This is a genomic window from Heyndrickxia camelliae (assembly GCF_002844575.1).
In the GTDB taxonomy this organism is placed as follows: Bacteria; Bacillota; Bacilli; order Bacillales; family Bacillaceae_C; genus Margalitia; species Margalitia camelliae.
In genome coordinates, this window is sequence record NZ_PIQO01000002.1 from 329,492 (window position 1) to 350,892 (window position 21,401).

At 37.1% G+C, this 21,401-nt stretch carries 22 protein-coding genes; 4 read left to right on the forward strand and 18 right to left on the reverse strand.

The window, feature by feature from the left end:
* Window positions 1-9 precede the first annotated feature (9 nt).
* The 8 genes from CWO92_RS04865 to CWO92_RS04900 all read right to left on the reverse strand — a co-directional run bounded on the left by CWO92_RS04865 (window position 10) and on the right by CWO92_RS04900 (window position 9,276).
* Window positions 10-1,029: a zinc-binding alcohol dehydrogenase family protein gene (locus CWO92_RS04865; protein WP_101353067.1), complete on the reverse strand. Its 1,020-nt coding sequence runs from the start codon at window positions 1,027-1,029 to the stop codon at window positions 10-12.
* Window positions 1,030-2,049, reverse strand: coding sequence for an ureidoglycolate dehydrogenase (allD, locus tag CWO92_RS04870; protein ID WP_101353068.1), 1,020 nt, complete (start codon window positions 2,047-2,049; stop codon window positions 1,030-1,032). It lies immediately after the preceding gene.
* Between the two features lie 46 nt (window positions 2,050-2,095).
* Window positions 2,096-3,052 (reverse strand): sugar kinase, encoded by a 957-nt coding sequence (locus tag CWO92_RS04875; RefSeq protein WP_101353069.1) that lies wholly within the window; start codon window positions 3,050-3,052, stop codon window positions 2,096-2,098.
* A gap of 389 nt (window positions 3,053-3,441) precedes the next feature.
* Window positions 3,442-5,505, reverse strand: a complete 2,064-nt coding sequence (locus tag CWO92_RS04880; RefSeq protein WP_101353070.1) for a methyl-accepting chemotaxis protein — start codon at window positions 5,503-5,505, stop codon at window positions 3,442-3,444.
* Window positions 5,506-5,566: 61 nt separating this feature from the next.
* Window positions 5,567-7,402: a nitrilase-related carbon-nitrogen hydrolase gene (locus CWO92_RS04885; protein ID WP_235851559.1), complete on the reverse strand. Its 1,836-nt coding sequence runs from the start codon at window positions 7,400-7,402 to the stop codon at window positions 5,567-5,569.
* 77 nt (window positions 7,403-7,479) lie between these two features.
* Entirely contained in the window at window positions 7,480-7,953 is a 474-nt protein-coding gene (locus tag CWO92_RS04890) for a chemotaxis protein CheW (RefSeq protein ID WP_101353071.1), read from the reverse strand.
* 2 nt (window positions 7,954-7,955) lie between these two features.
* Window positions 7,956-8,522, reverse strand: a complete 567-nt coding sequence (locus CWO92_RS04895) for a DNA-binding protein (protein WP_101353072.1) — start codon at window positions 8,520-8,522, stop codon at window positions 7,956-7,958.
* 34 nt (window positions 8,523-8,556) lie between these two features.
* The gene (locus tag CWO92_RS04900) at window positions 8,557-9,276 is read right to left on the reverse strand and encodes an EAL domain-containing protein (protein ID WP_101353073.1); all 720 of its coding nucleotides are present in this window, start codon (window positions 9,274-9,276) and stop codon (window positions 8,557-8,559) included.
* 308 nt (window positions 9,277-9,584) lie between these two features.
* Between CWO92_RS04900 and CWO92_RS04905 the strand changes: the two genes are divergently transcribed.
* On the forward strand, window positions 9,585-10,934 hold the full coding sequence (locus tag CWO92_RS04905) for a helix-turn-helix transcriptional regulator (protein ID WP_101353074.1): 1,350 nt from the start codon (window positions 9,585-9,587) through the stop codon (window positions 10,932-10,934).
* A gap of 475 nt (window positions 10,935-11,409) precedes the next feature.
* Here the strand turns inward: CWO92_RS04905 and CWO92_RS04910 are convergent, their stop codons facing one another.
* The gene (locus CWO92_RS04910; RefSeq protein ID WP_101353075.1) at window positions 11,410-11,763 is read right to left on the reverse strand and encodes a hypothetical protein; all 354 of its coding nucleotides are present in this window, start codon (window positions 11,761-11,763) and stop codon (window positions 11,410-11,412) included.
* A 147-nt stretch (window positions 11,764-11,910) separates the two neighbouring features.
* Between CWO92_RS04910 and CWO92_RS04915 the strand changes: the two genes are divergently transcribed.
* Complete coding sequence (locus CWO92_RS04915; RefSeq protein ID WP_101353076.1) at window positions 11,911-12,411, forward strand: CBO0543 family protein; 501 nt, start codon at window positions 11,911-11,913, stop codon at window positions 12,409-12,411.
* Window positions 12,408-12,869, forward strand: a complete 462-nt coding sequence (locus CWO92_RS04920) for a CBO0543 family protein (protein ID WP_101353077.1) — start codon at window positions 12,408-12,410, stop codon at window positions 12,867-12,869. The genes CWO92_RS04915 and CWO92_RS04920 overlap by 4 nt, the downstream gene beginning before the upstream one ends.
* A 44-nt stretch (window positions 12,870-12,913) precedes the next feature.
* Here the strand turns inward: CWO92_RS04920 and CWO92_RS04925 are convergent, their stop codons facing one another.
* Window positions 12,914-13,690, reverse strand: a complete 777-nt coding sequence (locus CWO92_RS04925; protein WP_101353078.1) for a transposase — start codon at window positions 13,688-13,690, stop codon at window positions 12,914-12,916.
* A complete protein-coding gene (locus CWO92_RS04930) occupies window positions 13,680-13,877 on the reverse strand; it encodes a hypothetical protein (protein WP_133120522.1) in 198 nt (65 codons plus the stop codon). Before CWO92_RS04930 ends, CWO92_RS04925 begins: the two co-directional genes overlap by 11 nt.
* 421 nt (window positions 13,878-14,298) lie before the next feature.
* Between CWO92_RS04930 and CWO92_RS04935 the strand changes: the two genes are divergently transcribed.
* Window positions 14,299-15,297, forward strand: a complete 999-nt coding sequence (locus CWO92_RS04935; protein WP_101353080.1) for an LCP family protein — start codon at window positions 14,299-14,301, stop codon at window positions 15,295-15,297.
* A gap of 350 nt (window positions 15,298-15,647) precedes the next feature.
* Here CWO92_RS04935 and CWO92_RS04940 read toward each other — a convergent pair whose 3' ends face one another.
* From CWO92_RS04940 to CWO92_RS04965, 7 genes are all read right to left on the reverse strand, one after another.
* Window positions 15,648-16,610, reverse strand: coding sequence for a bile acid:sodium symporter family protein (locus CWO92_RS04940; RefSeq protein WP_101353081.1), 963 nt, complete (start codon window positions 16,608-16,610; stop codon window positions 15,648-15,650).
* Window positions 16,611-16,851: 241 nt separating this feature from the next.
* Entirely contained in the window at window positions 16,852-16,992 is a 141-nt protein-coding gene (locus CWO92_RS25240; protein ID WP_158176533.1) for a hypothetical protein, read from the reverse strand.
* A gap of 144 nt (window positions 16,993-17,136) precedes the next feature.
* A complete protein-coding gene (locus CWO92_RS04945) occupies window positions 17,137-18,504 on the reverse strand; it encodes a PTS galactitol transporter subunit IIC (RefSeq protein WP_101353082.1) in 1,368 nt (455 codons plus the stop codon).
* Between the two features lie 24 nt (window positions 18,505-18,528).
* Entirely contained in the window at window positions 18,529-18,804 is a 276-nt protein-coding gene (locus CWO92_RS04950; protein WP_101353083.1) for a PTS sugar transporter subunit IIB, read from the reverse strand.
* A 53-nt stretch (window positions 18,805-18,857) separates the two neighbouring features.
* Window positions 18,858-19,505 (reverse strand): L-fuculose-phosphate aldolase, encoded by a 648-nt coding sequence (locus CWO92_RS04955; protein ID WP_101353127.1) that lies wholly within the window; start codon window positions 19,503-19,505, stop codon window positions 18,858-18,860.
* Window positions 19,506-19,790: 285 nt separating this feature from the next.
* Window positions 19,791-20,441 carry a class II aldolase/adducin family protein gene (locus tag CWO92_RS04960; protein ID WP_101353084.1) on the reverse strand — a complete coding sequence of 217 codons (651 nt, stop codon included), beginning with the start codon at window positions 20,439-20,441 and terminating at the stop codon, window positions 19,791-19,793.
* Window positions 20,428-21,387: a 1-phosphofructokinase family hexose kinase gene (locus tag CWO92_RS04965; RefSeq protein WP_101353085.1), complete on the reverse strand. Its 960-nt coding sequence runs from the start codon at window positions 21,385-21,387 to the stop codon at window positions 20,428-20,430. Before CWO92_RS04965 ends, CWO92_RS04960 begins: the two co-directional genes overlap by 14 nt.
* Between the last annotated feature and the right edge of the window lie 14 nt (window positions 21,388-21,401).

The window sequence follows — 21,401 nt, forward strand, 5'->3', positions numbered from 1 at the left end:
TATACCTCCTTACTCGAATTCAATAAGGGCTTTGCGAACTTGTTCTGGATGCTCTTCGATAAAATCAAACGCTTCTTGAACATCCTCTAGTTTGTAAGTATGAGTGACGAGCCCGTTATGACGAAGCTTTCCTTCATTTAAAAACGTCACCACTTTAGGAAACTGGTAAGTTTGTAATCTTGAACCTACAATCGTTACTTCTCCTTTCGTAATTGGAAGCTGTGAAATAGCTGCTTTTCTTTCATCAAAGCCAAGAACTACCACCCGTCCGGCAGGAGAAACAACATCAATCCCCAATTCGAATGTCATTGGCAAACAAACAGCATCAATAACCACATTTGTTCCTTTGCCATTTGTCCATTCCTGTACGCGCTGACGAACATCTTCACGTCCAGCATTTACAGTTACATCTGCTCCGTTTTCCTTTGCAAAAGCCAGTCTTTCCTCACTCAAATCGGTAATCATGACAGTAGCCCCCATCAACTTAGCTATCTTTAGAACGCAAATTCCAATTGGACCCGCACCTTGAATAAGGACTGTATCTCCTTCTTCTACTTGACCTCTCCATGTAGCTTGAGCACCGATTGTATAAGGTTCAGCAAGAACAATCTCCTCCCAAGGTAAAGATGGGTCTACCACATGAAGCTGTTTTTCTGGTAAAACGAACCATTCTCTCATGCCGCCATCCTCGTGAACACCAAATACGGATAAATTTTCGCAAACATTTGGACGGCCTTTTCTACATGCATAACATTCGCCACAATACCGGATTGGTTCCACTACCACATGATCACCAATTTTTATTCCTTTTACTTGTGGTCCAACCGCTTCGACTTCTCCGGCAACCTCATGTCCAATCACTCGCGGCAAAGTAGCAAGGGGATTTGTTCCATGATAGATATGCATATCCGAACCGCAAATCCCTACTCTTTTTACTTTCACTAAAACATCTGTTCCATTCTCAATCTGAGGTTTTTCGATTTCATTAATAATAAGTTCATGCGCTTTTCTAACTTGAACCGCTTTCATTTACTGCACCTTCTCTGTTAAAAATTCATATACGCTTGAAGCAATCGTAATCCCTTGCTCCAGATTTCGTTTCTCATGCAATTGTTCAATTTCTCCAGGAACATAAACTCGTTCAAATCCCGGTGCAGGCGGTACTTGCTGCAGTTCTTCCATCATCTGATCCATTTGTTCTAAAAAGACATCTGGATCCGTAAAGAAAGCCGGATTTATCACACAGAAGTAATGTCCAAGTTTTCTTTTCTTATCAAGATCATCATACATTTTCCCAATATGTGGACCGAATGCTGCACCTGCTAATAGTCCGGAGAAAATATCTACTATCACAGCCAAGCCATACCCTTTCGGTCCTCCGAATGGGGTAAGGGAAACCACTTTGTTTGGATCGGTTACAGTAGCTCCATTTTCATCTACAGCCCAGCCTGCCGGAATTTCTTTTCCTTCTTCGCGTGCTTGAAGGATTTTTCCTAAAGCTACGTTCGATGTTGCCATATCGAGGATAAATGGTTTCTTCCTCTTGGCTGGAACCCCGTAAGCAATCGGGTTGGTCCCGAGAAATTGCTCTTTTCCTCCGAAAGGAACCACAATTTTATCCGTATGTGTCATTGCAATTCCAATTAATTTTTCCTCAGCTGCCTTTTGAACAAAATAGCTTAAAGCCCCGCAATGACTGCTGTTCATTGCCGTTACCATTCCAACACCATTGGACTTCGCCATTTCAATCGCATGATCCATCGCAATATCTGCAACCACATGCCCAAAGCCGTCATCGCCATCTACCACCCCTGTTACAGGTCCAGTCGCTTGAAAAGTAATGTTTGCTGCAGGGTTAATCCCACCCGCTTTCAAACGATTGATATAATGTTCTGTCCGCAAGACACCGTGGGAATTCACATTTCTTAAATCAGCATGAACTAATACGTCGGCAATTTTCTCAGCATGTTGGTGATTTACCCCTGCTATCAATAATTTCTGAATAACTTGCCGTTTGGTCTCCTCTGCTTTTACCGTTATAGTCGTCATGTTTTCCATCTCCTTACTTTAGTCATTGCTAAAGTTAATTGTGAACTTATCTCTCAATAACGGCTTCCTGACGAACAAATGCCCAAACTTCATCTAAATATGGCAGTCCCTCATTATCACCAGAAACCGTTGTTACTAAGGCTCCAACTCCATTTGCAAATTCTAATCGTTCTTCCATCTCCAAACCATGTAAAAATCCATATATATATCCCGCATCAAAACCATCACCAGCTCCAACCGTATCTATGGGCTTAACAGAAAACGCTTCCTTTTCAAACCAAATTCCACGATAATAAACCCTTGATCCGTTAGCACCATCTTTTATCACAAGCTGATCAATGTTATAGCGTTTAGCCAATTCCATAAAATCTTCTTCTAATGACGCATCTAGAATCAGTTGGAGCTCATCTAGACCAGTCAACAAAATATCAACATATGGAAAGAGTTCAAAATATGCTTTTCTTGCATCCTCAATAGCCCATAACTTTAAGCGAATATTTGGATCCATGGAAACCGTTATGTTTTTTTGTTTTGCTATCTCTAAAACGCGTTTGGCAATCGCTAAATTTTTAGGATCAATCGCTAAAAAAACCCCTGTAATATGTACCAGATTGATCCCTTCTAACATCTCCTCTGTGATATCATTCGGTGTTAATGTTAAAATTGGAGATTGATAGCGGTAATAGAACGTCTTTCCAGAACCATCCTCCCGAATTTCTTTAAAATTCAAAGATGTTGGATATCCCTCAACGAAATCAACATCTTTCGTATCCACACCTTCACCACGTACGAAATTATAAATGTATCGTCCAAACTCATCCTTCCCTAAACGGCTCATCCACTTTGAATGCAAACCGAGACGAGCACAACCAATGGCGAAATTAAGTTCAGCCCCTCCCACTTTACGATCAAATTGGGGAACATACCGCATCGGTCCTGTTTGAGTCGGATTAAAGGTAATCAAAGCATCCCCTATCGTAAAAACACTAAAACTTGGTGGCATCTTAATACCTCCTTCTTTCGTTTCCTTCTAAGTTGAAAAACTTTTTACTAAACCGGTTTAGTAAATAATAAAAAAATATACCTTTTCATAAATCGGTTTAGTAAAATACAAAAAAACAATTTAGTAAAGCTATGTAATTAACCTACTACTCTTCAAAACTAATAGACTACATAGAAAATAATAAATAATTAGTAAATCGGTTTAGTGAAATTATAACTGAAACCCCTTTCACTTTCAATAATAATTTGAAAATTTTTTAGTTGGATGGTCTGGTCCTTTTCTGATTTTCGAAACGGAGGAGGGAAGAAGGGTCTGACCCTTCTTCCCTCAAAAAAAATGGGATGAAGGATTGGACCCCCTCATCCCAGGGAACCGGTCCCTGTTCACTCTTATAATTTAAATTGGGATATAACCTCTTCAAGCTCTAATGCCATTTTGGCAAGTTCTTGTGCTGCCGATGATACTTCATTCATGGATGCACTCATTTCTTCGGAGGATGCTGCGACATTTTGGGAATGTTCATTCACTCCAATAGACGTTTTAAAGACTTTTTCAAAATGGGTAAAGACTTCTTCGATACTAGCCTTCATTTTCTCCATAGATCCACTGGCTTGTGCAATGTTTTCTGTTACTTTTCTAACAGAATCATTGATATCCTGGAAGGCTGCACCGCTTTTATTTACTAAAACAAGACCTTCTTTTGTGGAATCAGAACCTTTGTCTACCATTTCCATCGATTCATTGATCCCTTTTTGAATGTCTGTGATAATATCACTAATTTGGGATGCGGATTGGCTAGATTGTTCTGCCAATTTCCGAACCTCATCCGCTACAACGGCAAAGCCTTTCCCTTGTTCTCCAGCTCTTGCGGCTTCAATAGCTGCATTCAGTGCCAGTAAGTTTGTTTGTTCTGAAATGGATTGGATCATTAGACTTATCTGACTAATTTCATTTGACTTCTCTTTTAGTTCATTTATTTTTTCCGCAGATGATGCAACATTTTGATCAATCTCAGCCATTTGTTGAACCGTTTGGTTAACTACTTGACTTCCGTGACTAGCAGTTTCCGCTGATTGATGAATAGAATGGCGGACATTTTCCATACTGCTTGTAACGCCTTCCACATTTACTAACACTTCCTTCATTATATCAACGGCATTATTCATTTCTGCATTTTGTTCATCTGTACCGGATGCAACACTTTGAATGGATTCCGCAATTTGACTGGAGGCTTTAAGGTTTTCCTCGGAACTTGCAGCCAGCTCTTCTGATGTTGCAGATAATTGCTGAGAGCCATCTGCCACTCTTGTAATCATCTCTTTTAAGTTTTGGGCCATTTTATTAAAGTTTTCCCCTGTTTCTCCGATTTCATCATTAGATTTTATCGTTACTTGTTGAGTTAAATCTCCTTCGGACATCGATACCGATAAAGCACTTAACTTCTTAATATCACGAGTAATTTTTGTACTCATAAAAAATGACACAAGCACTGCTAAGACAGCAATAATGGCACCTACAATCAGAAGAATATTCGTAATATGTTGAGCAGATGCAAGGAACTCACTTTTTTCTACAACAGAGATATAATTCCAACCCTTTATTTTAGAGGAAATGGTCGTGAAGACATATTCCTTCCCATTAAGCTTTGCCTCAATACTAGAATCTTTTTTCAAATTCTTTAACTCAGGAACATTTAACTTAGAAATTGGTTGGAAATTTAGTTTTGCATTTTTCGGATCGGCAAGTATGGTTCCATCGTCTTGCGCTAAAATAACATAACCATTTTTCCCGATTTTAATATCCTTGATAATACCTGTTAATCCATTCAAATCCACGTCTAGTCCAAGTACGCCTTTTTGCTGACCGTTCTCCTCAATGGTTACCACATTACTTACAATAATAGAATCAGAGCCATTTGCGGCATAGGCACTTGTCATATTGACTTTACCAGGATTCTCAATCGCTGTTTTATACCATGGACGTTCGCGCGGATCAAAGCCCGCTGTAGTTGGTCCTTCAGGGTATTGGATATAACCCCCGTCAGCCGTTCCCATATATACATAAGCCGCATTCGGATGAGAAGCACCAAAATTAGAAAATACATCGAATATGCCTTTTTCCTTTTTGCCATTTTTTGAAGGCGTCATATTAACGGATTGACCTGAATCCACACCTTTTACGGTCATATATGATTTAATAGATTTGTCCGCCCCTTTGACTAAAGGATTGGTCGCTAATAGTTTTGCATTTTCATGTATCGTATCAAAATATAGTGAAATTGCATTATCAACTTGATTAATTTCCTTTTTGCTAGATTCTGTATAAGATTTCTGCGTAGTATTACGTACTTCACTGTTGAGAAAAAAGGAAATGATAATGATAGGAATGATTGATAACAAAAGGGAGTAGACTAATAGTTTTGCTTTAAAAGATATTCTCTTTTTTTTCTTCATATTAAAAACCCATTAAAGCAAGATAGGCATATTTCTATGCCACATCTTGCCTTCCTTTCTATTATTCTTGAATAAGAGGAACAAAATATGGCGTTCTTCTAGAGAGCAGTAACAATTCTTGGTTGAACCAATTTTCATTTTGTAACGTCTCATATTTTACTACCAAAGCTTCCTCTTTATTACTTGGAGCCACAACGGGCTGATCTAAACCATACAATGGATCAATGGTATACAAGCTGCTTCCGCCTAAAAAGTGTTGATCTCCACCAACATAATTGGCTACAACTGTATATGCTTGTGCACCGATTGCGACAGCATCCCAAGTGACCATCGAACCATCTGGATATGGATTTACAGACATTTTTTTACTGATTTCCATCTCTCCACCATATTGTCCGTTCCAAGCCGAAGGAATAGCAATGGTATCAGCGCGTTCTACCGCTAACACTCCAGAAGCTTCTGGAAATTGTGCATCTTCCCCTATTAAAATACCAATTTTACCTAGTTCCTTTGTTTCAAATACTGGTAAAGAGGATCCCTCTGTTGCCCATTTTTCATCAGCCTTGCTTAGATGCGTTTTTTCATATTTCCCTGTAACACTGCCATCTGGTGAGATGAGGAAAGCCGAGTTAAATAAGTGATTGTTTGCTTTTTCAACAAGTCCTGCTACGATAGATACTTGATATTTTTTTGCCAAATCTTCAAAAAATTGAACCGTTTCTCCATCTGCGCTTTCAGCAAAGCTTTTAGCGTCTTTCTTATTATCTATTGGTCCTGTTAAAGATAATTCAGGAAGAACCACTAGATTTAAATTAGCATCTTGCTTCTTCGCATCTTCTATTAGAGAGGTAACTTTTTCTTTATTTTTTGCCTTATTCCCCATTACAGGCTCATATTGAAGGGCAGCTGCAACAACTTTGTGAGGAGTGGTATTTTTTGTATAATCCCAAGGCTCCACATATTGCATAAGCTCTTTATAAAGCTCAGGTCTTCTTTCCTTCAGTGCTTTTTTATTTTTATTATTGTATTGCTTTGGATCAATCGTTGCATAGGTAATCGTTGGTTTGTCAACGTCTTCTTTCTCTGTCATGACAACAGGTGCTTCAGCAAGCTTATGTCCTTCCGGAGACCAAACAGCACTTCCGCCAATCATATGGAATCCGTGCTCTGTATTTGAACGGTTTGCACTGACAATATACATTCCATTTTGCTGTGCACGTGCAGGTAACGCGGAAATCGCTTGTGCAGATGAATTGGTAGGAAATGCAAGAATATCTGCACCTTGAATACCTGCTAATCTCGCAGTCTCAAAATAAGCAGAGTCCATACAGATGTTAATTGCGATTTTACCTAGTTCTGTATCAAACACAGGAACGCCTAAATCTCCCCATGCACCCCAATGTGTTTCTGTTTCCCACATTTGTGTTTTACGGTATTTGCCTACATATCCATTAGGGCCCACCATTGCTGCTGAATTATAATATAAGTTGGTTTTCTTATCGACTTCCGGCATCCCAAACACAACGTAAGCATCATATTTTTTCGTTAATTTTGCAAATACATCGGTTGTTTTGCCTGGGATTGTATCCACAAATGGCTCAATAGCCTTGCGGTTAGCATAGTAATATCCAGTCGTTGACATTTCGGGAGCTACGACAAGCTTCGCCCCTTTTTTAAATGCTTCTTCTGTTAACTTTGCTAACGCTTCTACGTTTTTATCTCGCTCATTCAAAATAGGATTAAATTCGATGGATGCTACCTTAAAAGGTTTTGTAACCTTTTTGATATTATTTTCCTTCGCGTTAACAGGTGTATCATACTGAATATATTGATACACACCAGCCGTTATTAAAGCTACAATAACGACAATACCAAATACTATTTTCTTCATTGACATAAACTACTTCCTCTCATGATATTGTTTGTACTCCATTAGAAAAGAATAGTGCTTTATCTACATTCCCCCCTTCGTTTTTATACAAATTGTTCCTCCATCTGTTGTAAAGGAGAAGAGGATACTATTTCCAAAATACCCATTTTCGAAAGTAACGTTTCGATATCTAAAATAGAAACCATTCTCTCATCTAATAAAGCTACACCTTTAAAAATATCTGTTGATGTCCCCATAGACTCCATTGGCTTTATCTCCTCTTCTTCTATACTCAAAATTTCATTTGTCTTAGAGACCATTAATGCAATATTAGATGGTTCCAAATCTAAAAGGAGAAAACGTGTGTGTTCATCGATTTCAATCGATTGGTTGAATAGTAGAATTCCAGAATCAATGATACATCTCAGTTGTCCTCTGGCATTGGTAATGCCTTTGATATAGTCAGGCGTTTGCGGAAGACATGTAATATCCGTTACTTTTTCAATGGAAAGGACATATTGAATATCGATTCCATAATCATTTTCTCCAACACGAAAAATAACATAGCTTGTTTTCATCTTTAGCCCCTCCTAGTCATTCGTTGAAACTTTCTTTGTACGCTCGTTTTTGTTCTTGAGAGCCTTTGCGCCACTTCGGTATAGGAATATCCAGACAGCACCATCATTTTCAATACTCTCTCTTCTTTCACACTCCAAACTTTATAATGTTCTTCTTTTTGCTTGCTTCTCTCATGCCTTACCCACTCTGGTTCTGGGGCAATGGCATTGCATTCTATTTTCGAAAAATCTATTTTTTCACGATTTCTATCTGCCCATTTCCAAAATTCCATTGGATCTATAAAATAAAAGCTCTTCGTTGTACGTGTTACCTTCTTGGTATATTTCAACCCATGTCTTTTCATCCAACCGATAATCGTATTTCGGTCAACAGAGAGTAGTTCTGCTAACTGATGGGTTGATAAATGTCCCGTCTGATTCTTTGTATAAGCAATCCCTAATCTTTTCATCTTGCTGACGATGGAACCTTCTGATCTATGTAACTTTTGGGCGATGGTTTCAATTTTCATCCTTCCCACATTTTCTTTTAAAAAGCGAATTTCTGCATCTGTCCATTTTTTCCTAGTCATGACATTACCCCATTTACTAATTTGCTGCGCATTTTTATAAACGGTGTGGTTTGGCAATGAAGTATCCTTGAAGTAAAGGAACACCTAACTGCTTGGCCACTACTAAATCATCATGCGTTTCAATTCCCTCTAAGACTACTACCATTTCTTTAAAACAATCAGAAACAAAATATCCAATGTTTTCTTGCTTTCCTATGGAATTAGCTAAATTATGAGAACAAGATCTATCTAATTTTGTATAATCCGGTTCAAAATGATGGATCTTTCTTATAGAAGAGTGATTGTAAGTTAAGTCGTCATAAGCGATAAAAAAGCCTTTATCTCTAAGGAAAGACAACCGATTCATAAAATGTTGGTCGTCCCAATAATGTTCTTCTTGAGAATCCTCATTGATTTCAAACACGACCTTATTCTTGATTTCCTCATAATTCCGTAAAAGCCCATTTATGAATTCAGGAAAATGTGGATGAATTACTGTGGAAGGAAAAACATTCACAAAAAGCAAATATTTATCTAAATAGCCATACGGATATTCTTTAATAGCATTGGATATGGATGCGGTGTCAAGCTCGTAAAGAACTCCCATATTACGCGCTTCATAAAATAGTTTTAGTGGATCTGTGAACGGGTTTGTTCTAATGAATGCCTCGTAGGCAAAGGTGGTATTTTCTGAAGTATTCCAAAGAGGTTGAAACTCATTGTAAAATAAGCGGTCTTGTATTAAATGTTTGATAGTACTCTGATCTAGATCCATTCTTATTTAACTCCTTTAGTAATTAGCTCTTCAAAAGTTTCCAAAACAATATGTATCTACTTAAAAATTTTCTTTGCATCAAATCTTAAGCGATAAATATGACTATTTTACTAATAATAAAGCAATACTAATAAAGTAGTTTTTTACACACAATGAAGATTATAACAATAAAAATGAAATTTTCAACATATATTGACAAAAAAACACATAAAATTTCATATTTCATATTACTTTCATCCCATTTTCGACATTTATGTGTATAATAAAATATACCTATAACACTTTTTTTACCTGAGAGTAGGGAGAACATGAATCGACTAATACCCAGACATAATGCAATTGGAAAAAAAATAAGAGAAGCTAGAAAATTAAAAGGAATGACATTAGAAGAATTAGCAAAAGGGATTTGCTCCTTAGGAAAAATGAGCCAAATTGAAAATGGACATAGACCTGTTACTGCTGATGAACTAACAAAATTCAGTGAACGGCTAGGGTTCCCTATTTCACATTTCTCCGATCCTGCGATCAATGAAAAGATTAAAGAATTGGATTATATGAATCAAAAAATAGGAGACTTAATTGGGTTACGGCATTGGGCGGCAGTAAAGAGAGAACTACCTCAATTTAAAAACAAAATTGAAGAATATGAAGTATCCACAAGAATGATTGACTATTATTATTTATCGGGCATTTTTTCTTTGGAGACGAAGCTATATATAGATTCTTGTACATTTTTTAACAAGGTCCTTCAAGAATCTGATAATAAGTATAATTTAAGGCTGAAAATGAAATCCTATAACGCTTTAGCATGTATGTATTTTTCACAAAAACGAGTACCAAAGAGCATAGCCATATTGGGGAAAGCCTTAGAAATCTCAAGGGACAATCCGACTATTTTGAAGGAAGAAAGAGATAATATTTATTTTAATCTTTCCATTATTTATTTATATATTGGAGCGTTTAATCAAGCATTAAGTTATATTAACCAAGTCAACCATCATATTATCCCTCCTCTGGAAACAGATTATATCAAGCTCCTAATTCAATTTTCACATGGGGATAACGCTGATAATTTAGTAAACGAATTGCTTGTATACCGAGAAAAACTCCATCAAACGAAAGATTCAAAAGGAATTCTACGTGGATGGGCATTAACGACTTACTCCTTAATAACTGCTCAACCAAATAAAGAACACTTCAATGAACTTAAGAGCATATTCGTAGAGGACATGAGTACCATTACCGAGCTTCCTCAGCTTCAGGAACAAGGATTAGCCATATATCAACTCACAATTCGAGCACTCTTGTCAACAAACAGCGAAGAGGATTTTATCAAAGAACTTTTCAACATAACCAAATCCCTTGTACCTAAGGTGACGAACAATTTACTAAAAGCCAGAAATTTATATTTAGAAGGAAAATACAAAAGTCAGGTGGGCCAAGATTCAATTAATCTCTTTGAGGAGGCGCTGTCCTTACTGGAGCCAAACTATGACGGACTCCTTAAAGCAGATATTCTTTATGAAATAAGCAAGCAAAGCGAACCAGATAGTCAGGCTCCAGCTGCAATAGCATTGGAATTATACCATCAGCACCAAAAAAACAACTATCTTTTTAGTCAATTCTATGAATTGATATTGCCTTGTTTTAAATATTGAGTGAGATTGATGGTTGGGATAGGGCTCTCCTCATCTCCCACTGATTTCCATATATCATTACATCAGCTGGTTTCATTTATTCGTTAAGTGGCGATTCTTGAAATCAGCTTTCTCTATTTTCTGCTTCTACTTCGGAATAAATATTATTCTTATTGGTGGATTACGCATTATGGACTTTTGCATTTTAATTAATGTTTTGGGGAAAAATTTCTCCGCAAAAAAAATAAAAAAGCACTTCGCAATGTAGTCTCTAGGAAGTCAAGGGAGAAACGTAATCTATTATTTAAAGGACCATAGCAAGAAATATGAAGATGACGATGATGATTGGGAGTCATCATAAAACACAATCTAGCAAAAAAGGTAAAATGCTGGCCCCATAGTGATTTTAAATCGCTTTTGGGGCTAGCATCATGAACGGAGAATCTGGTCCCTTCCCTATTTTTATAATTCACTTAGGAATAAGGAACCTTTCCGCTCATCCCTCTCGCTTATATGTTCCATGTCCGTGATGATACCCCGTGCCTGGGTGATATGTTCCATGTCCATGATGATAACCCGTACCCTGATGATAGGTTCCATGTCCATGGTGATAACCCATACCTGGATGATACGTTCCATGTCCATGGTGATAACCCGTACCTGGATGATACGTTCCGTGTCCATGGTGATAACCCGTACCTGGATGATACGTTCCATGTCCGTGATGATAGCTTGTTCCTGGTTGATAAGTCCCCTGTCCATGATGATAGCTTGTTCCTGGTTGATAAGTCCCCTGTCCGTGATGATAGTAGCCTTGATTTGGGAAATTTCCGCTCATTTGTCTTTCCACTCTTCTCCACCTCACTTTTCCCATTTAGTATATGTGCCGCCAGCTAAAATGGGACTAGGTATATGCACAAGTATGTTTTCAAATTACCTTACATGTTAATAATAGTAGGTATGATCTTATCGGGCTTCTCAGGAGGGGAAATTTCACGTGCTGATAGAACGTATGATTCTTGTTGCGATGTGGCTATTCGGCATTGTTGGCTTTATACTGTTTATTCCACGAAAAGATTGGCGGAGGGGCCTTTTTGCATTCTTGATGTTTCAAGCTATTATCTGGCTTTGTGATATGCCTTCGTTTCAATTTGGTTTATTAAGTGCGCCTGTCCGAGAGTTTCCAAAAGCGACAGATCTCCCTGTTACCATTGATTATCTTTTTTACCCTGCATTATTTTCGATATTTTACGTCAATAAAAAAGTAAGGGCCAGTTTATGGTATAGTTTCGCCTACTATTTTATTTGGATCACCGCTACCACCTTGTTTGATAGTATGCTTGAAAAATATACAGGTTTATTAGAATACAAATTATTAACATGGTATGGAATGTGGATTTACATTGGTTTTCTCTTTTACACGAGTGAAATCTGCTGTAATTGGTTCTATAAAGATAAAAGCCATTATAAGCAGAATGAAAGAGGGGAAACTTCATGAGATTAGAATGGTGGATTTTGTTAGCCGTGTACATCGTAACAACAGGAATTATTTTCTTCATTCCCAAAAATAAAATTCGACTTGCAGTAGTTGCTTTTTTGTTCAAACAGGTCATCACCTTACTAATTGGTCTAGTGGTCGTGGAGTTAGGACTGCTGGAATATCCTATTCGTTTATTTGCTTCAATTAATAGGACGAGCTTCACCTTTGAATACTACGTTTTTCCAGTGGTATGTGCCGTCTTTAATGTATGGTATCCAGAGGAAAAAAGGAAACTTATTAAAATAAGTTATTATGTGATCATTACTTCTATAATGACTATCCTAGAAGTAATGATAGAAAGATACACGGCTCTCCTACAATACATCCACTGGGAATGGTATGTTTCCTGGATATCTTTGATTTGTACGTTTATTATTGCGCGTTTATTTTGTGTGTGGTTTTTTGCTAAAGAATGAACTTGAAAACATGGGAACATGGGGACGGTTCCTACGTTCCCCCACTACGCTTTAAACATAAGACCTAGAGAAACCCCAAAAATTCTCGCAGCCTGTCTTAATGAAAGTCCATCAATTTCTTTTACTTTTCTTAGTATTTCATTTCTTTTAACTTTAGGTAAACTCTTTACTTGAGCAATTTCAATTTCTCCAAGCATTTTTTTAATTTCTACCCTTGCCTCTTCATCGGATATTCTTTTTTTATACACACTTTCATCTAAACAATTATCATTATTTTTTCTCTCATTAAATTCTTTAAATCCTACTAAAGCAATTGCAGTGTCTGCAGAAAATATCCTTAAAATATATTCACTATCTAACATGTTTTTTGGATATGAACTTTTACCATAGTATCCACAACAGCTACTCCATCTCCATTCATCAGCCTTACTCACCATTCCTGCCTTTACCGGATTTTGGTGAATATACCTTACAACGGTTAGTAGATATTTATTATTTTCAACACATTCACTTTTGAACCGATCCTGAAATAAATGCCCGGTAGTTCTGTATTTCCAGTTGTAGTATCCGACATAGCTCACTCCTATACGTTTCAAGGTAATCGACATATCTTCATTTCCTTCTTTTATCAGTAAATGTACATGATTATTCATCAAACACCATGCATATACCGTCAATTCACATTTCACTTTGTATTTTTGAAGAATATCGAGAAACTTCACCCAGTCGTCATCATCATGAAATATTTCCTGCCTATTAGCACCTCTCCACATAATATGATAGATTCCAGTCTTACTCTTCACTCTAGCTTTACGAGGCATTGCGATCATCCATCGAATTCGTATTCCATTGGTTAATTGCCATTATAGAGTCAATAAAAGATCCGATTTTCATTTGCAATGATGGAGATGGAGCCACAATCATTTTCTGTTCCGAAGTAACCCAATTTTGAATATACATCTCTTCAAGTATTCTTTCCTTCATTTCCCTTACATAAATATATTGCAAACAAACCATCACCATATATACCTGCCCTTTACCTGGGCAAAGCATCCACAAGATCCTTTAATACGATGCTGGTAACTGGTCATTATTAAAAAAACCTCCTTATAAAAAAGATATTGATAACATGGAAAAAGTGAGTGATGTTCCAAGACACTATTGATGAAAAAAAGGAAAGAGAATGTTGTCATAGGCTAAAGTTGAGGACTTTGTAGCTTAAGAATACATATTCGACACTTAATTCTCATAACCTTTCATTTTCGACAGAAAACTCAAATAGATAAAGAACAAGTAGAAAAAAAGAGAACATTGGAACCGTCCCCATGTTAGAGATTGAAAACTTACTATTTTGATAGTAAAATATCTTCATGCCTATCATAGAATAGGACTATTTATATGCTTACATTTGTGGGCAATGGAGGGGCTAATGGGAAGATCGGATAGTAAAAAAGGTAAAAAGAGGAAAAAACTTAAAATTTTTGGATATAGTATTTTAGCGATAATTGTCGTTCTTTTAGCAGTTGGTGGGTATGAGTATTACCAGCTACAGCCTTCTAACCATTTTAAAAAGGTGCCTGTAGTAGGAACAGGAAATACTAAAGACAACAACAAAGTGGACAGTGAATTAAGTAATTCAACTTTTAATATTTTGTTAATTGGATCAGATGAACGAAAAGGTGACAAGGCTGGTCACACAGATTCCATGATGATTGTTCATATCGATTTAAAAAAGAAAGAATACCATGCTCTCAGTATTCCCCGTGATACAAGAGTGCATATGGATGGATATGGATATACGAAATTAACAAGTGTTCAATATATTACACAAGCTACAAAAGGAAAACAGCAGGGTGTAGAGGCTGCAGTAAAAGCTATAAGTGAATTAACAGGTATCCCTATTAATTATTATTTGGAAACTAATTATTGGGGACTACAAGGCATGGTAGATGCCGTTGGAAATGTGAATGTAGACGTACCATTTGATGTAAAACTGACTCACCCTTGGTATAAAGAAAACAAGGGCAAGACCATTACCGCGGGAACGCATAAAATGGATGGAAAAATGGTAACAGAACTAGTTCACGAACGCTATTCCTTGAATAATGGAGAATATGGAAGACAACAATTGCAGGAAGCTGCATTAAAAGGAATTGCAAAATCAGCTCTAAGTCCAAGTAATATTACGAATTTGCCTTCACTTGCCAATTCCATGTCTGACTTCCTTCTCGCAACAAACATGACCAAATCAGATATGGCGAGCTTGGGATTAGCGGTTAAGGATATCGACTTAAATTCTATTCAATATCATCAGCTTCATGGTGAAAACAAAAAAATGTATAATGATATTTTAAAAGCGAATGATTCAGAGGTTATTTTAGATCCACAGGAAGTTAAGGAGATTGCGAATAAGTATTTTACAGATTAACAAAAATTATTATAATTCCCCACCTATAAAAATAGGTGGGTTTATTTGTTAAGGTAATCAATTTCATTAGTTTAGATCATGATGACTATCCGTTTTGCTACTATTGACAAATATGCATTTCAATAAATCTAGGAATTACATTATTATTAATCAGACAGCAGAAACAACTGGCGCCCTGACACACCCACAACATAATTCATGAAAACACAGAGGCATTAACTCTGCGTTTTCATGCAAGGTAGGTATTCACTATGTTTTCATTCTAACCGATATTGTTAATTTTTGATTCTTGAACCTGTAAGGCGCCACTATAGTTTCACCAATTACCCATTAGTAATTGTAATAGATGATTATCCAGCAATTTTATTTACTTCTTCTTCCGCTTTCTTATCTTCCAGCTTACTAAAGATAAACGCAAGGATGGATCCCGAAATATTATGCCAAACACTGAATATAGCACTTGGGACAGCTGCCAATGGGGAAAAACTGGCTGAAGCAATAGCGACCCCTAAACCAGAATTTTGCATTCCCACCTCCATAGCAACTGCTTTTTGTTTCGCTAAATCCATGCCACATAATCGTGAAAAGAAAAATCCTAGACAATACCCAAGAACATTATGTAAAACCACTACAGCAAAAATGAGTAATCCAGTCTTGGCTATTTGTGCTTGGCTACCGGCCACTACTCCTGAAACAATCATTACGATTGCGATAACCGAAACAAGCGGCATAGCCTTCGTTCCTGCTTGAGCTTGTTTGCCGAAAAATTTCTTAATTAAAAAGCCTAACAATAAAGGAACAATAATGACTTGAACAATAGACAAAAATAATGAAACAACACTAACATGTACCCATTTGCTTGCAAATAACAAAATAAGCAGTGGTGTCACAATGGGGGCCAGAATGGTCGAAACGGATGCAATAGAAACTGCCAAAGCTACATTTCCCTTTCCTAAAAACACCATCACGTTGGAGGATGTTCCACTTGGACAGCACCCAACCAATATTACCCCAACAGCTATCTCTTTTGGCAAATGTAGTGCAGTAGCCAAAATAAATGCTAACAATGGCATAATAATAAAATGGCCAACAACTCCTAATGCCACCTCTTTCGGTCGACGAAATACCTCTTTAAAATCGGAGGCTGACAGAGTTAGCCCCATACCAAACATCACAATCCCCAATAGTGGAACAACATACCCCCCAATCCATTTGAAACCTCCTGGAAACATATAGGCCAGAACAGCTACAATGATCACCCAAAGTGTAAATGTCTTGCCTGCGAATCCACTTACTTTTTCAATCGCTCCCATACTGTACCTCCCAAACATTTTCTTCGTTGATTCATAAACACAACGAGAGCTGTTTATGAGTTGATGAACTCCTTAAGCAGTAAAAGTCATTACGAACGTAAAACTAATAACCAAGAGAAACACCTACTCACATCTTGATAATATTTTTAAATAAACTCTATTTTACAATAAAATCAGAATTATTCAACTATTATTTAACAAAGGGACGGTTCTCTTGTTTCCAGGAATTAAAATAGAAACATCAGAACCGTCCCTCTGTTTTTTTGAGAAGCAGTGTTAGTAATAGAGAGATTATTGATATTACTAGCTTGCCAGTTAGGATACTGAATATTAATAGTCCTGCTGCAACGAGGACTAACAGGTACCGAAGCCATTTGTTCATTATGTTTCCTCCTGGTTTATGGAATTTCATGGGATTGAATTTAATTGCAGGGATTCGTAATTTCATTTATAATCAAAAAGGACTCTGCCTCGAAAAAATTCCAGAGTCCTTTTATACAATTCTTACTTGGGAGAATCCTGTTTATTAGGCAATTCTTCCAAGCCCTTCATCTTCTTTATCCAACTTATTATTTCTATTTTTCATCCCTTTGTAATAAAGAATGAACAATCCGATCCAGATTAAAGCACCAAGGATCCAGAGAATTTCTCCATTTGCAGCGCGGGCGAAGATAAAACGAAAATCTGGATATTCAATTGTACTCCATGTAATCATTTGTCCTGAAGGAACATCCACTGATTTTGTCGTTTTCGCTAAATCCGTTACGATTGGTGCAATATTTGTTGCGACGTATAAGAATACTGGAGTTGTTATGATTCCTAGGACAATCATACGCAGTAGATTACCTCCAGTAACAATTAAGGCCGGTACTGCTACGGAAAGATTGATAATTCCTGCAAACGGCAAAACATTATTTCCTGGGAGTATAACTGCTAAACCTAACATGATTGGGATTAAAATAATCGTTGTTACCCAGACTTCATTACAGCCTGCCATTATCGGCCAATCTAGACCAATATGAAATTCCCGACCTTTGAAGCGTCTTTTCATAAATTCTGATGTTGCATCAGAAAGCGGCGATAATGCCTGCATGAATAGCTTCGATATCATAGGGAATAACGTTAAGGGAGCAGCACCTTGTACTCCAAGTGTTAAAATTTCCGGAATACTAAGTCTGGCAAAAATACCAATTAATGCAGCTATGATGAACCCCATAATATGGTTTTCCGCAAAAACACCTAGTTTTTGTTTTAACCAATTTGCATCAACATGTTTGTTCATTCCTGGGACGAAGTCTAATAACCTATTAATCGGATATAATAAAACACCAAATAAAGTCATACTATGTGTACTTGTAACACCTGGAATTTGAGTCAGTTTTTGAATTTGCTTTTGATTAATATCTGCCATTTTCAGTTCAACAATCATTTGGATTGCGGCCACGATAAATGCTAAGACCATACTCTTAGAAACCGCTACAACAATGACGGCTGTTAAAATTTTTCCCCAAACATTCCATAAATCGACGTTAAGGGTATTGGTTTGCTTAATTGCCAACATAATAAGATTGATCCCAATTTGCAATGGGAACATTAAAAACGCAAGTGGCCACGCCCAAGCCAGGGCCGCCATCGCTGTCCATCCCCCATCTATGGCATTCAGCTTAATACCTGTATTCTTCACGAATTGCTCTGCTGCAGGCCCAATGGATCCCATCATAAAGCCAATAATTAAACTCATGCCTATGAAGGCAACGCCTAAAGTTAACCCGGAGGAAAAAGCATCCTTAAACTTCATTCTGACAACCAGACCAACCACAATCATAATAAGTGGTACAAAAACGGGCGCCCCCATATCCAGTATATATTGAAAGATTGATTGAATAATATCCATCTATAACCCTCCTAAACGATTGTTTTAGCGAAGAGCATCTATCACCTTTTGAAGTTCATTTTCCATACCTACACCGGTTAAAAAGGCAATACCATTGCAAACAGGTATAGGATATTCTTTTTCAGGCTTTGTTATAGCAATATATACAGCAGCTGTTTTCACATACATATCGATAGATTTAATATCTACTGCATCAACCTGTGCTGGAATATTTCTTTCCTTTAATAATCTTTGTACTTTTGATGCAACTGTTTGTGAAGTTGCAACTCCTGAACCACATGCTACAATAACTCGTTTCATTCTCATAACCTCCTAAATATATTTAAAAAATATTCCTTAAACCGGTAACATTTTTAAATCTTTTTAACTTGCCCATACCCTTTAAACCGCTCTACCATCATTTCCATTTCCTCATCGCTCAATATAACGGGCTCCCCAATTGATTTTGCTTGCCAAAATAACCTAGCACAAAATTCAAGCTGCTCAGTAATAGCGAAAGCCTCATCCAAAGTTTGACCAACCACATTTATTCCATGATTTGCAAGAAGGACAGCCTTCCTTCCTACCATTGCTTTCACAGCATTTTCCGCTAATTCCTTCGTACCGTAAGTGGCATATTCCGCACATCTTATATTTTTCCCGCCTGCATGGGCAACTAAATAATCAACTGCTGGTAATTCCCATCTCAAGCAAGAAATTGTAGTAGAATATAAGGCATGTGTATGAACCATTGCTGCTACATCATCGCGAGTTCGATACACAATTGCATGCATTTCATACTCACTAGAAGGTTTTAGCAATCCGTCGACAACTTTTCCATTCAAATCCATTATGACAACATCTTCAGGAAGCATTTTAAAATAATCGATGCCACTAGGAGTTATAGCAAGATATCCTTGCTCTTTGTTAAAAATACTTAAATTCCCTCCAGTTCCTGTTGTCAATCCACTGGAAATCAACTTTTTTCCGTATTGCACAATTAACTCTCTTTCTTTCTCCATCAATAAATTCGTTTGCTTCAAGTAATCCATTCCTTTTCTGCTTCTCCTTTCAAAAGATAGTTAACCAACTCTCAGCCTTCCTTGAATTGAGTGAAATTTCCAAAAATAAAAGGCGCAGCATCTTTCTTTGTCTATATCATATAGGAAAAAATAAAGTATTTGAAAACGTTTTCAGTACAATTTTTAAACGCTGAATGTTGTACACTTGTGATGAAGAAAAACTCATTAAATTAGAAAAGTATTAAAAATATTGTCGTCGACGCTTCCCACATAAGCTAAACCTGATCATTCCTCTACATTATAGGCTAAATTTCCTTTCTCTTCCTTTGGATTATATATTCCCAGTGCTCGAAACAGATTGGCATGAATATTAACATACGCATTGTATTCAATACGCTCCAACATATCATAGGCTTTGCGTAATGTCCTATCAACAACAAGAATACCATGCTCACGAAGAAGGGCCGCTACAGGCAAGGAATTTTTTCGCTCTTCCATATAAGATCTGACTCTTTCTGCTAGTTCAACACTTGTGGCAGGGGCAAAATCTAGTGCTTTAATCTCTCCCAGTTTTCGTGTTGCTTCGGTTAAATGCGGAAGATCCATTCCTAATGAAGCGAAGACCATTGATTCCTTAGGATGAGCATGAACAACAGCGCCAGCATCTGGGATGGACTCAAAAACAGCAATATGCATATTGAATTCTCTAGTTACCTTCCCATTCCCCTCGTAAATATCACCATTTTTATCAATTACTATAATGTCTTCGGGGTTTAACCTGCAAAATTTAGCTTGCGACATAAGGGTTGGTGTCATGATAAAGTGCTTTTCACTAACTTTGACGCTTATATTTCCACCAGCGGCATTGGTATTAAAGCGATCAAACATCATTCTCGTTACTTCGCATAAATCTTTCCGCTGATCATAATACAACATACTCATCTCTCCCGATTAATTTTATTTGCACCTCTGGTTCCAGTTCCTTAGCCTGCACTAAGGAAAAATCTGAACTTCCCCAGTGAGTTGCTTTAGAAGCACTTAATGCCGTTGCAAACCTAAAAGTATCTTCTAAAGAACTGTTTTGGCTTAGTTTGGCAATAATCCCTCCAACAAACACGTCTCCACAGCCGGTATCATTCACTTCTGTTATATTAGGAGGGGAAACTTGATATATTCTATGTTGATGTCCTACTAAACTACCTTTCCTTCCCAACGAAACCACTACATATTCAATACCACTTTCTAATAAACCGTGAATTTCCCTTACATAATCTGCAAGAGTATTTAATGACTTCCCAATTAGCTCTTGAAATTCAAACTCATTAGGTTTAATCATCATTGGTTTTAATGGGATGGCTGCCTTCAAATATTCACCGGTCGCATCTATAATCACTTTTCCTTTTTGTTCTTTTATAATCTCGAGAATTCTTTTGTATTTCTCACCGTCTATTCCTTCAGGCGGACTTCCTGCAAAAATAACAATGTCGTTCTCCTTAATAGTGCTTTTGAGTTTCGCTAACAGCTTTTCATACGTCTTATTCTCTATAGGAAATCCTTTTTCGGTTATCATATAGCTGCCTTTGCCGGATTCATCAATAAGAACTAAACTTTCTCTTATCGAACAGCTCTCCTGTTCAATAAAATCACACTTAACACCTTTTGCTTCCAGTAAATGAACCAGCACATCTTTATTAATAGAGCCGATAAAACCCATTGCAATATTTTCAATAGAAAGGCTTGATAATACGACCGATACATGAGTTGCCTTCCCTCCGATGTCAAAGTGAGCATTTTGTATTTTGTTGTTGTGTTTTCGGGTCAATTCTCCGTTTATATGCAGGATTCTATCAACAGCTGTATTTAATGTAACGGTATATATCATTTTTATCCCACCCC